Below are 13,204 nucleotides of genomic sequence, written 5' to 3' on the forward strand. Positions count from 1 at the left end.
TTTGTAATCCTATGACTCTAAAACTGATCACGAATATTAATGCAAAATAATCCAACCACACCTAAGAAAACCCCCTCCAAGTCTCGTGCATATTTGCTCGATGACATCATTCTTATCACGATCATGGCAGTGCTGGCTGGTTGCGGGCTAATTTACGAATATCTGCTGTCTCATTATGCCGGACGGGTTATTGGCGCGGTTGAGTCTGCAATCTATACCATGATTGGCATTATGATTGTTTCAATGGGTGCCGGCTCCTTTATGGCCCGTAAAATAACGTGTGCCTTTACCGGTTTTGCCTGGCTTGAGTTATTTATCGCGATCATTGGCGCGAGCGCTATTTTAGTGATTTCAGGTGCAATAGCTTTTATCCAATTAATGCCACAAATTATTGCCGACTCTTTTAACATTCCGCCCGACTCATTACCACAAGGCGGGATCATTAAAAGCTTATATAACCTCGCGCATTACAGCCCATACTTTATTGGCGCCGTGCTGGGTTTTTTTATCGGGATGGAAATTCCGTTAATCGCCCGAGTCCGCGAACAAATCCACCGTCAACATTTGGTGCATAATACCGGCACAATCTACGGCGCTGATTATATCGGCGCCGGCTTCGGTGCCGCTATTTGGATCACGGTAATGTTATCGCTTGAAATAAATTTAAGCGCCAGCATCACCGCTAGCGTTAACTTGCTGGCAGGATTTGTGTTCTGGCTTCGCTATCGTCAGTTTATAAATTATTCTAACCTGTTATTTGCCGGCCACATCCTAACTAGTGTGTTGGTGGTTATTATCTTTAGCTATGGCGGCCAATGGAGCAAAGAGCTCAATAACTTGCTCTATCTTGATAAGGTCGTTTACCAACAACAATCACGTTTTGCCCAAATCGTCTTAACCGAGCGTCATATCAACAACCAAGCAACGCCCAGTTATAGCCTCTATTTAAACGGTCGACTGCAATTTTCAGCCAATGATGAGCACATTTATCATAAATTTTTGGTCTACCCTGCGCTTGCTAGCTCAGCCCGCCAGGATAATATATTAATCATTGGTGGTGGCGACGGCCTAGCACTGCGCGAAGTACTAAAATGGCAACCACAACAGGTGACCTTGGTAGATTTAGATCCCGCAGTGATCGCGTTATTTAAACAACCCGCAGCCGTGGTTAGCTCAAGGGTTGCCGACGCACTCCTAAAGTTAAACCGCAATGCGCTTAATGATGCCAGAGTCAATATTATATATAACGATGCGTTTAACGCGATTGATGATTTACTCAGTAACAATGCCAGCTTTGATTCTATTATTATTGATTTACCGGATCCTTCCCATCCCGATTTAAACAAGCTTTATAGTCAAATGTTCTATCATAAGCTCAAGCAACTACTGAGCGCTGACGGCGCGCTAGTCGTGCAATCGACCTCGCCTTTTCATGCAAAAAAAGCCTTTATTAGCATTGGCAATACAGTTAAAGCAGCCGGCTGGGCCAATGTTGAACAATATCATCAAAATGTCCCTAGTTTTGGTGAATGGGGTTGGACTATCGCGACCCCAACAGGCGTCGGTGCCAGAGCACGCTTGGCTCAGACACCAATGGCACCGTTTGAGCAGTGGTTAACCCCTGGCTTAATTCAAGCAAGTTTTGAATTTTCAAATAACTTTTATCGTGACCGCGATAAAATTATGGTAAATAGGCTTGGCAGTTTTACCCTTTATCGCTACCATCAACGAGCATGGGAGTCGCAACAAGGACTCAATAACAGTTGGTATCAAGATAATTAACCTGAGTACCAAAAATCAGGTTAATTAGCACTAGATTATTTAAGTATTTATTAAACAAGCCTTGACATATTATGTCAGGGATATTAAATTCATTACTCAAGACATATTATGTCACAAGGACAGATTATGAATATCCACACTATTGCAAACTATTTAAATGAACTTGCCGACAATAGCCATACTGGTTTTAGTTTTGACTGCTTGCCAATCGCCGGTGAAGTCGATGTACTGCAAGTCACTATTATTAACCGTGAAGAATTACCAATTTTTGTCTCAGTAACCGAAGACCAAATTTTATGTATTGCCTATTTATGGGGCGAAGACGAAGTTAATCCGAAAACTCGCAGTGAAATGCTTGAAGCGATGGTTGAGATGAACATTCCGATGCCGTTATCTTCTTTTTCTAAAATTGATAACAAATACGTTATTTTTGGCGCCTTGTCGGTCAATTCGACCTTATCAGATGTCGAGCACGAACTTGCGGTCTTAAGCGATAACTCATTAGAAGTTATTGATGAAATGGCCGATTACCTTATTTAATGGAGAACTATCATGAGTATATTTAGAAAGATTATTAGTGCATTACGTGGTGGCGCCAGCGAAGTCGGTGAAGCCATTGTTGATTCAAACTCAACTCGAATTTTTGCCCAAGAAATTCGTGATGCAGAAAACCACCTAACCAAAGCAAAACGCGACTTAACTGACATTATGGCCAAGCAAATGCAAGCCGAACGCGAAGTCAGCCGTGTAAAACGCAGTGTTAGTGAACATGAAGGTTATGCCACTCAAGCATTATCACAAGGCAATGAAAGCTTAGCGCTAGAAGTTGCAGAAAAAATTGCAACGCTTGAAATTGAACTTAATGATCAACTGCAAGCTAACCAGAGCTTCAGCGCCAGCGCCGAACGTTTAAAGCACTTAGTAAAAACTACTGAGCGCCAATTAGCGGATTACCAACGCCAACTGAGCATGGTTAAAACCACTGAAAGTGTTCAGAAAGCGACTGCGGCTATTACCACCAATTTTAGTAGCAGCAATTCAAAACTGCTGAGCGCCAAAGAGTCGCTCGAACGCATTAAAGCCAAGCAACAGAACTTTGATGATAAAATGCTAGCCGCCGAAGCGCTTGAAGCAGAAGGCAGCGATAAGTCATTGCGTGACAAGCTAGCCCAGGCAGGCATTGGCGAGCAGCAAGCCAGCGCTAATTCTGTGTTAGAACGTTTAAAAGCAAAACAAGGCTAAGCCATGGGCTTTTTAAGCAAACTGTTTGGCAAATCAGGCCAAAACAAGTCGGTCGAACGGCAGTTAGATCACCCAAACAAATTACTCGTTGGTGATATTATCTGCCTAGATGACAGTTTTGCCCTGCCCAGTCAACTCAAGGGCCAGTCCCTTGAAGTGACTGAGGTTAATTGCTACGAGTATGAACACCATAAGAATAGCGAATGGGTATTGCGTGGCAACAATGACCAGCTAATTTTTATGTCATACGAAAAAGATGATGACGAACGATTGGTTTTTTCGATTAAAATCACTCGTGACCAAGTCGAGCAATTATTCGACTTGGATCAGTTTAGTCAGTTGTTTGATGAACCCGGCCAAGCGAAGCTTGAGTTAAAACAAACGCTGCCAGAATTTAATAACTGGCTCGGCCAACTGTATCGACAAACTGATTTTGCCACGGTTGGTTTTTATCATCAAAAAGACCACCGCAGCGAGGAAATTAGCCAGTACGAAGGCAGTGACCAAGGTGACTCATTTGAGTTATACAGCGCAGTGAGTGATGACGAACGTTATGCGATTGAAGCGGAAGTCTATCAAGGCGGCGAAACAGATGTCATACTGTGTCTTTATCGCCCGATCTCGGACATTCGACAATACTGGCCAAAATCACAATAGACCTTATGACCAAATCAAAAACAACCAAAAATTCGTCCTTGCCACAAAAATGGCAAGGGGCGAACAAAGCCATTAAAGCGATTCAGGTTGCTTTTGATATGGATGAAAAGATTCAATATCAAATTCGCCGCCAAGCGCTAGAAGATGGGGTAAGCCCTTCGGATCAAATTCGTCATATATTAGGTCTGCCATGTACCCGACGGCCTAAACGCCCTCGCCTAACTGTTTCACTAAGTCAGCAAGATTATGAATTGCTTGCACAAAAATACCAGTTAGACCCTGCGCAACAGCTCGAGATAAAGAAAATTGTGGTTGATGAACTTATTTCGTTTGCCAAAAAAAGTTCGTCACAGGAGAGTGAGTAATGAATTCAAGGTTTTATCGGGTTGATGAATTTGGTGTGCGTAATTACAAATCGCGCTATTTAGCACTTTTAAGTATCAGTTCTTTATACTTGGTAATCTCGTTGTTTTCTGTGCTGCTGTTACATTTTGAAACTGGCGTCAATGGTGCCAACATCACCAACTATGCTGACGCATTTTGGACCCTGCAAATGAGCGCTAGCACCATAGGTTTTGGTGATCATTACCCCATTTCATTCGGTGGCAGAATGATTGTAACGTTAATGTTTTATATAGGCGTAGGCTTAGTCGGTTTTATTGGCGCAATCGTTGCTGAGCGAGTCTTTGGTTTTGCCGATACCAGCATTAAAAATCGTGAGCTTCGACAGCAAAATGCTCAAATTCTTGCTTATAATCAAAGCTTGGACAAAAAGTTAGATGTGCTGATTAAGCAGATGGAGTCAACTGAGAAGTAATTTTTTAGCGATTAAATGCTTAACTGCACTTCACTGAACTGAACTGAACTGTACTTACACCCTGCGGTTAGGCCAGGCACAACAAATCACTTAGTACCAACTCCACTTAATGCTAAAACCTCTGTACTAACACCTCAGCACTAAAAGCAAACTTACAATTTAATCGTTCGGTTATGCCATTGAACGGTCTTGGTACACTTTCTTTATCTTAATTACTGTTTGCTGATGTTAAGCTGCGGTAGTAGTCAAGATTCAGCCCAGACAGCCACCAGTAAGACACCGCCCCAAGGAGGCGTAACCGAGATTGTTAACGTTCAGCCAATGACTGGCATTGTTTTTTGCAAGACAGTGAACATAACGACTCAGAGGCGTTTTCACGAAGCAATAGATGGCTATTGGGAGTAAAATCAACACTGATAGGTGCTAAAAGAGCGTTATTGAGCTAATTCGCTTATCCGGCATTCAGGTTAGTTGTCATTGGTAACGATCAAACCATCATTACAGCAACAAACATTTGTGATAGATAATGGCTTAGGTAACAGCCTAACGATTGAGTGCGACCGATTACTTGATGGTCAAACGATTGATTTTATTAAGGGGTATAACAAATTAGGTCATTGCTATCTTTCTAGTGAAAATAACAATGACCTTGGCTTCGTCGCTCTAATTAACAGTCCGTCTGATGAACAGCTTGCTAATCAGGTGAACTGTTTACTGCCAATACGGCATTAATTTTAACGCCGATTTACGTGAAAGTTCCATTGCCCCAATCAGCGACTGCTGCTTACGGCTCAGCCATTCTTTTATATTACCTTCATCGGTAATCAGCTCATCACGTAGTAATTGATAAATGGGCTCTAGTTGCAATAACTGCTCAATGCCAGCGCTAATATCTTGCCACGGCGCTCTAAAGTTTGATCGGGCACTGACTTCATAGATATTGCCAACACAAATTCCGACCTGCATATTATGTTGCAAATTTTGGCGCTGAGCCAAATAGTCTTGGTAAGTTAAAGTGGCTTCATAAGGTAATGTTTGCTGAACAGCTTCCCAATCTTGAGCCAAAAATAACCCTGCAACACGGCGAAGTTTAATCCGTTGAAACTTCTCAAGTGTTTCCCCAGCCGTATCTAAGCGCCATGGCTTGAAATATACCCACTGGATCAAGCGCGATACTAAATGACTATGTCGAGTCGACGTAAATAACTGCTCTAACGAATTGACATCGCTAAACTGATAACGTTGATTTTCCAATAGAGTAAATATCTGTTTATGATTGTTTAATTTTTTAAATTTTTGGCCATTGCCAGCAAGCAATTGATTGACCCAAGTATACTGGTCAATAAATGCTAGCTGTTCCATCAACCAAAACAACTCTTTGGTTAATGACTTTAGTTGACTATTAACCAAATAATCTTGGTAAAGTTCATTGGCCTTAATAATTAACTGCAGTGCTTGTCTAAGCTCTTTTATCGCTAAGTAGTCACCAGATTCAATAAACAACTCAACGTGGTATTGCCAGTGTTCTAAACCATGACTAACCGTTTTAATATAGGCTTGCTCTAACGTATCATTAGCCAATACAGGGGCTATCGTCAGTGATTTTACCGAGTTAACACTGCTGTTGGCTAATTGATAACCGCGAGCCGCTTTGCTGACAGTGCCAAAACGCAGCGGATTTAACTCGGCTAATTTGTGAGCTAAGTTAAATAGCAGCTGCGGTTTCCCTTTGACCAATTCGAGCTCTACTTCACAAATTTCAACATTTTTATCATCACTGGTGATAGTACCAACGTCATAAACCAAATCAACAATACTGCCATCAGGATAAATAAGCATCGAACTTCTTCTTAAAAAGTCAGTTGAAAACAAAGGCTTAATTGATTTCTGAAGCTCAGGGAGATTACAATTGTTCGGCCAGATTAACGATGGGAACAACGACAGTTTTGGAAAAGTATTATCAAGGTCAATATTATATTCTGGACGCTGGTGCAGGCCACCAATCACTTGCCCGGCGGTCTTAATTGTTTGCTCGATATGACCGCCATTGACCCGGATCCTAAGACCCATATCCCATTGACGCAACAATTTGTCATCAGTATCAAAATAAATATTCGCAAGATCGTGGTGTTGAGATACGACCTTTACTCCTTGATTCTTATAGAGTTCATTAAATGATTCTTCTATGTTTTTTGAGACAATTAGTTTAATCTCAATTTCGTTTTCCATATTTAGCCTAATTAAAGTTAGTCTTGTCATAAAAAAGTCATAAAACTTTAATATAATCGTCACCGCTATTGAGTCACAGTGGTATATTAACCGCACGACACTAGTTTATATCGTTTTTTGCCACAGTTTAAGCAGTTAGATCAGCCCTAATGGTTTTATTGTCATTAAAACTGAGTTAACATGCGCGCGATTTTTAATTTGATACGCTAGTATACACAATAAAAAAGGTCAGGATATGTCGATGAATTCGATACTTGGAGTATTTGCCAAATCACCAATTAAACCGCTTCAAGAGCACATATACAAAGTACATGAATGTGCTTCGCATTTAGTGCCATTTTTTGAAGCCGCTTATGCCAACGATTGGAATAAAGCGACTGGGATCCGTGCTGAATTATCTAAAATGGAAAAATCAGCCGATAAATTAAAACGTGAATTACGGATGAACTTGCCAAAAGGCTTGTTTATGCCAATAGATCGTACCGATCTTTTAGGTTTAGTTACAGAACAAGACAAAATTGCCAACACTGCTAAGGATATCTCAGGGCGAATTTTGGGACGAAAGTTAGTCATTCCACCTCCTATTCAACAGGAATTCATGGAATATTTATTGCGCTGCCTCGACGCATCAGCCTGCGCGGTGAAAGCAATTGACGAACTTGATGAATTGTTAGAAACCGGCTTTCAAGGCCGTGAGTTACAAATTATCGATAAATTAGTTGTCGAATTAGACAGTATTGAAAATAGTACCGATGTAATGCAAATATCATTACGTCACTCTTTGCATGGAATTGAGCAAGACCTAAACCCAGTGGACGTGGTTTTTTTATATAACGTAATCGAATGGGTTGGCGAATTAGCCGATTTAGCCGAACGCGTTGGTGACAAATTAGAGCTAATGTTAGCTCGTTCATAATAGTTAAAAGGTTTTATCAATGGAAATCATTGCAACGTACGGCTTTGAGCTGGTTTTACTGGCGGGCGTATTCGGCCTATTTATGGCTTGGGGTATTGGTGCAAACGACGTAGCTAACGCTATGGGCACTTCTGTTGGCTCTAAAGCGCTGACAATTAAACAAGCAATTATTATCGCGATGGTATTTGAATTTGCTGGCGCATATTTAGCCGGTGGTGAAGTCACATCAACCATCCGTAAAGGTATTATCGATTCAGCTTATTTCGTCGATAGTCCAGAATTACTGGTATACGGCATGATTGCCTCGCTACTAGCCGCCGGTATTTGGCTGTTATTAGCGTCATATCTTGGTTGGCCAGTATCTACTACCCACTCAATTGTTGGCGCTATAGTAGGCTTTGCTGCCGTTGGTGTTAGTGCTGACGCAGTGACTTGGTCGAAAGTTGGTGGCATTGTGGGCAGTTGGCTTATTACCCCATTAATTTCAGGGATCTTCGCTTACCTTATCTTCATGAGCGCGCAAAAGTTAATTTTCAATACCAGTGATCCGCTAGCAAACGCACGACGTTATGTCCCATTTTATATGGCGCTGTCTGGCTTTATGCTATCGCTAGTAACGATTAAGAAAGGCCTTAAACATATTGGCATCCATTTCGAAACCAATGAAGCACTGTTAACTGCAGGCGGCATTGGCCTAGTAGTAGGACTCATTGGCGTTGTGTTGATCAAACGATTAAAAGTTGATCCTAAAGCCGATAAAGAAATGCACTATGCCAGTGTTGAAAAAGTCTTTGCGATCTTAATGATTGTTACCGCATGTTGTATGGCGTTTGCGCACGGTTCTAACGATGTAGCCAATGCGATTGGCCCATTAGCTGCCGTTGTATCAATTGTTGAGAACGGTGGTGAAATAAACAAGCAAGCAACACTAGTATGGTGGATATTACCACTAGGTGGCGTCGGTATCGTATTAGGTCTTGCGATCTTTGGTAGCCGCGTTATGGCGACTATCGGTCAAGGTATCACTCACCTAACGCCAAGCCGTGGTTTTGCTGCTGAATTAGCTGCTGCAACTACCGTGGTACTTGCTTCGTCTACTGGATTGCCAATATCAACCACTCAAACCTTAGTAGGTGCCGTGCTGGGTGTAGGTATGGCACGTGGTATTGCCGCATTAAATATGGGTGTTATCCGTAACATTGTTATTTCTTGGGTTGTTACCTTGCCAGCAGGTGCCGTATTATCAATTGGCATTTTCTATATGCTAAAAGGCATTTTCTCAAGCTAACAATATTGGATTGAGAACGACTTGTCGCTTAACTTAAGTGACCCAAAAGCCACGGTGTAAACCGTGGCTTTTTTATTGATCACAACAACTCCTCCTAAAATATCCCTTTATTCCTAGTGTTAATACCAGAACAAAAAATATAATATAATTAACATTACCAGCAAGTTAAGTTAACCACTTGGCAGCCTCCCATTCACCATTGAAACAACTGCGGATGATAATTGCTCGCCCTGTCGGCGACTGGCAATTAGTCATATTCAACGCTGATTAAACATGCTAAGTTTCGCGAAATTTTCCCCGCGTACAACACAGCAGGTATTTATGTTAGAAACAATTGTTAATTTTATTAATAGTCTTTTATGGGAAACCGTTTTAATTTACGGTTTGGTCGGAGCTGGGATATTTTTTACCCTGCGCTTAGGTTTTATTCAAATTACCTATTTTGGCCATGCAACTCACCTCATGAAAATTAGTCGCCAAGGTGGCTCTCGTGATGGCGGTTTATCATCTTTCCAAGTATTTTGTACTAGCATGGCGGCACGTGTCGGTGCTGGCAATATGGCTGGTGTCGCCGTTGCTATAACAACGGGCGGTCCAGGCGCAATATTTTGGATGTGGCTGATCGCCTTTTTAGGCATGTCGACGTCGATGATCGAATCGACACTGGCGCAGATATTTAAAGTACGAGATAAAGAAGGCCAGCTCCGCGGCGGCCCTTCATATTACATGACTCAAGGCCTTGGCCAAAAGTGGATGGGCGCCCTGTTTGCGGTGTTTTTAATCATTGCCTTTGGTCTGGTCTTTAACGCCGTGCAAGCTAATACGATTTCAGCCGCGCTGGTCACCGTGTTTGACTTTGATCCAACCAGTGTCGGCATCGTGTTAGCGGTGCTTAGTGGTTTGGTCATTATGGGTGGACTAAAAAAAATCGCACGAGTGTCCGAAATAATCGTACCAATAATGGCACTCGCCTATCTGGTTGTTGCTATTTATGTGGTCGCGATTAATATTGAAAAAGTACCTGCGGTATTTATGTTGATCATTAACAGTGCCTTTGGCTGGCAAGAAGCTGCCAGTGGCGGTGTCGCTTATGCGATAGCCCAAGCCATGAAAGCAGGCATCGCTCGCGGTCTATTCTCGAATGAAGCCGGCATGGGCAGTGCTGCTAATATCGCAGCGAGTGCCACGCCAAACCCTAACCATCCAGCCTCGCAAGGCTTTATTCAGATGTTTGGGGTTTTTGTTGATACGTTAGTGATCTGTACCGCCACCGCCGCTATTATCTTACTAGCGGGCGATACCCAGAGCCAGAGTGATGGCATTGGTCTAACGATTGCAGCATTAAACTCACATGTTGGTGATTGGGGCGGCGCCTTTATTGCCGGTTCTATAATCTTGTTTTGCTTTACCTCGATCATTGCCAACTATTCGTATGCTGAAACCAATGTGCTGTTTTTGAGTAAGAACAATCACCGAGTATTACCACTGTTTCGATTAGCCGTAGTCGCAATGGTCATGTTTGGCGCTGTTGCCAAAATAGACATAGTGTGGAATCTGGCTGATGCTTCAATGGGCTTAATGGCGCTGGTCAACTTAGTGGCATTGCTGTTACTTTCGAACCTAGCAATTAAGGTGATTAAGGATTATCAGCAGCAAAGAAAAGCGGGATTAGAGCCGGTATTTGATCCGAAGAAATTCCCAGAGTTGAACGGGAAAATTGCGCCAGGGATCTGGCAGCAAGACAATAAATAATAATGATTTAAACTAGCGCGACTTTATTGCTTGCGCTTTAGACATAAAAAAGCACTGAATAAATCAGTGCTTTTTTTATTTAAAGCTAAGACCAAAAACTAAGGTTTATAGTGTCAGATTTGTAGTATTAAGGCTTATAGTCTTAAGGCGCGTTCGCCTCGAGCAATACCTAATACACCTGAGCGAACCACTTCAATGATTTCACTGGTTTGAGATATTTGCTTAACAAAAGCGTCAAGCTTAGAGCTTTCACCAATTAATCGTACCGTGTAGATCCGCGGTGTGACATCAATAATTTTGCCATCAAAAATATCGACCAAACGTAAAACTTCATCACGTTTGGCACCAACAGCCGCCACTTTAACCAGCGACATTTCTTGCTCAATGTGCTCGCCATCGGTTAGATCTGACACTTTAAGTACATCAATCAGCTTGTTTAATTGCTTCAAGATTTGCTCAATCACCCGAGAATCGCCGCTAGTCACTAGCGTCATCCGCGACAATGATGGATCGTGAGTAACCGACACCGTTAAAGACTCGATATTGTAACCACGTTGTGAGAACAGCCCGACAATTCTTGACGTTGCCCCTGCTTCGTTTTCAACCAGCAGCGATATAACAGTTTTAGACATTATGAACGCTCCGTTTTACTAAGGTACATTTCATTCATTGCCCCATACTTTACTAACATTGGGTAAACGTGCTCTGCTTCGTCAACTGAAATATCCATCACGACTAAACGATCTTTGAGCGCGAAACAACGTTCAAGTGCCCCTTCCAATTCGTCAGGTTTGTCCACTTTAATGCCAACGTGGCCATATGCTTCTGCCAATTTAACAAAGTCTGGCACCGAATCCCAATAAGAATGAGAGTGGCGACCTTTATAAACCATGTCTTGCCACTGCTTAACCATACCTAACGAGCGGTTATTTAAAATAATAACTTTAATCGGTAAATCGTATTGTAAACAGGTCGACAATTCTTGAATATTCATTTGAATACTGCCATCACCCGTTATACAAATAACCGTGGCATCAGGATGGGCCATTTGCACGCCCATCGCTGCAGGTAAACCAAAGCCCATGGTGCCTAAGCCACCAGAGTTTATCCAGCGACGTGGCTTGTCAAACGGGTAATACAACGCCGCAAACATCTGGTGCTGACCAACGTCAGAACAAACATAGGCGTCACCAGCCGTCGCGTGATACATCGCGCGCACCACTTGTTGTGGTTTTAATGACTGGTCATTCGTTTCAAACTCAAGACATTGACGTGAACGCCATTGTTCAATTTGCTGCCACCATTGCTCTAATGCTGCTTGGTCTAGCACCAATTCATCGTCATTAATCATCTGCAACATATCGGTAATGACATTTTCAGAGTAACCAACAATTGGAATATCGGCATGCACCGTTTTCGAGATTGACGTCGGGTCAATATCAATATGAATGATCAAAGCTTCAGGACAATATTTTTCTAGATTATTGGTCGTACGATCATCAAAACGTACGCCTACCGCAAAAATAACATCACTGTGGTGCATCGCATTATTCGCTTCGTACGTACCATGCATGCCAAGCATCCCAACAAACTGCTTATCAGTGGCCGGATAAACGCCCAGCCCCATTAAGGTATTAGTTACCGGAAGGCCAAGTTGCTGAATTAGCGTTTTTAACAGTTCAGGGGTATTACCCGCTACGGCCCCGCCACCAGCATAAACAATAGGTCTTTTCGCGCCAAGCAAGGCAGTAACCGCTTTGCGTATTTGACGTTTGTGACCATTCTCAGTCGGATTGTATGAACGTAAGCTCACCGACTCAGGGTAATGGTAAGGGTACTTTAGCGCTGGATTAATAATATCTTTTGGTAAGTCGACTACCACAGGTCCCGGACGACCAGACGCAGCAATGTAGTAAGCTTTTTTGATCGTTAACGCAATATCTTCAGTCTTTTTGACCAAAAAACTGTGTTTCACAATCGGGCGTGATACCCCGACCATATCTGTTTCTTGGAACGCATCTTCACCGATATTTTGAGTCGGTACTTGACCCGAAATAATCACCATTGGGATCGAATCCATGTACGCTGTTGCAATACCAGTAATACAATTGGTTGCGCCGGGCCCAGAAGTTACTAGGACAGTACCGACTTCACCGGTCGCTCGGGCATAGCCGTCAGCCATGTGGACTGCTGCCTGTTCGTGACGAACCAAAACATGCTCAATTTTCGATTGCTGAAATAATGCATCATACAGGTCTAAAACTGAACCGCCGGGGTAACCGTAAATTCGATCTATTCCCTGATCTTGTAAGGAGCGGATAACCATTTCCGCACCAGAAATCATTTCCATGGTGAACTCCAAATTAATACTATTGCTATTCAAAAAAAAGTGAGCTGAAATTATGATTAACACTGCCAATCATAAATTGTCTAACCAGACCAAAACAGCTGAAACTTGATAGTAACCATTCTAATTAAGTCCTAGCAAGGTTTTTTAGCATTAAATGGCTAAATACATAGC

At 42.4% G+C, this 13,204-nt stretch carries 12 protein-coding genes; 9 read left to right on the forward strand and 3 right to left on the reverse strand.

Annotated features, from left to right (window positions below; all coding sequences use genetic code 11):
• The first annotated feature begins 39 nt into the window (after window positions 1-39).
• The 6 genes from HRU23_12505 to HRU23_12530 all read left to right on the forward strand — a co-directional run bounded on the left by HRU23_12505 (window position 40) and on the right by HRU23_12530 (window position 4,498).
• Complete coding sequence (locus HRU23_12505) at window positions 40-1,782, forward strand: polyamine aminopropyltransferase (protein NRA54958.1); 1,743 nt, start codon at window positions 40-42, stop codon at window positions 1,780-1,782.
• A gap of 126 nt (window positions 1,783-1,908) precedes the next feature.
• On the forward strand, window positions 1,909-2,322 hold the full coding sequence (locus tag HRU23_12510; GenBank protein ID NRA54959.1) for a YjfI family protein: 414 nt from the start codon (window positions 1,909-1,911) through the stop codon (window positions 2,320-2,322).
• Window positions 2,323-2,334: 12 nt separating this feature from the next.
• Window positions 2,335-3,024, forward strand: a complete 690-nt coding sequence (locus HRU23_12515) for a PspA/IM30 family protein (GenBank protein ID NRA54960.1) — start codon at window positions 2,335-2,337, stop codon at window positions 3,022-3,024.
• Between the two features lie 3 nt (window positions 3,025-3,027).
• Complete coding sequence (locus HRU23_12520) at window positions 3,028-3,681, forward strand: hypothetical protein (GenBank protein ID NRA54961.1); 654 nt, start codon at window positions 3,028-3,030, stop codon at window positions 3,679-3,681.
• 5 nt (window positions 3,682-3,686) lie between these two features.
• Window positions 3,687-4,046 (forward strand): hypothetical protein, encoded by a 360-nt coding sequence (locus HRU23_12525; GenBank protein NRA54962.1) that lies wholly within the window; start codon window positions 3,687-3,689, stop codon window positions 4,044-4,046.
• Complete coding sequence (locus HRU23_12530; protein ID NRA54963.1) at window positions 4,046-4,498, forward strand: two pore domain potassium channel family protein; 453 nt, start codon at window positions 4,046-4,048, stop codon at window positions 4,496-4,498. Before HRU23_12525 ends, HRU23_12530 begins: the two co-directional genes overlap by 1 nt.
• Before the next feature lie 711 nt (window positions 4,499-5,209).
• Here the strand turns inward: HRU23_12530 and HRU23_12535 are convergent.
• On the reverse strand, window positions 5,210-6,727 hold the full coding sequence (locus HRU23_12535) for a CYTH domain-containing protein (protein NRA54964.1): 1,518 nt from the start codon (window positions 6,725-6,727) through the stop codon (window positions 5,210-5,212).
• Between the two features lie 235 nt (window positions 6,728-6,962).
• Between HRU23_12535 and HRU23_12540 the strand changes: the two genes are divergently transcribed.
• The 3 genes from HRU23_12540 to HRU23_12550 all read left to right on the forward strand — a co-directional run bounded on the left by HRU23_12540 (window position 6,963) and on the right by HRU23_12550 (window position 10,683).
• Window positions 6,963-7,643, forward strand: coding sequence for a TIGR00153 family protein (locus HRU23_12540; protein NRA54965.1), 681 nt, complete (start codon window positions 6,963-6,965; stop codon window positions 7,641-7,643).
• A 19-nt stretch (window positions 7,644-7,662) separates the two neighbouring features.
• Window positions 7,663-8,931 (forward strand): inorganic phosphate transporter, encoded by a 1,269-nt coding sequence (locus HRU23_12545; protein NRA54966.1) that lies wholly within the window; start codon window positions 7,663-7,665, stop codon window positions 8,929-8,931.
• Between the two features lie 321 nt (window positions 8,932-9,252).
• Window positions 9,253-10,683 carry an alanine:cation symporter family protein gene (locus HRU23_12550; protein NRA54967.1) on the forward strand — a complete coding sequence of 477 codons (1,431 nt, stop codon included), beginning with the start codon at window positions 9,253-9,255 and terminating at the stop codon, window positions 10,681-10,683.
• A gap of 134 nt (window positions 10,684-10,817) precedes the next feature.
• Here the strand turns inward: HRU23_12550 and ilvN are convergent, their stop codons facing one another.
• Window positions 10,818-11,315 carry an acetolactate synthase small subunit gene (gene ilvN, locus HRU23_12555; protein NRA54968.1) on the reverse strand — a complete coding sequence of 166 codons (498 nt, stop codon included), beginning with the start codon at window positions 11,313-11,315 and terminating at the stop codon, window positions 10,818-10,820.
• Window positions 11,315-13,033 (reverse strand): acetolactate synthase 3 large subunit, encoded by a 1,719-nt coding sequence (locus HRU23_12560; GenBank protein NRA54969.1) that lies wholly within the window; start codon window positions 13,031-13,033, stop codon window positions 11,315-11,317. Before HRU23_12560 ends, ilvN begins: the two co-directional genes overlap by 1 nt.
• Between the last annotated feature and the right edge of the window lie 171 nt (window positions 13,034-13,204).

Source organism: Gammaproteobacteria bacterium (assembly GCA_013214945.1).
Lineage (GTDB): Bacteria > Pseudomonadota > Gammaproteobacteria > Enterobacterales > Psychrobiaceae > Psychrobium.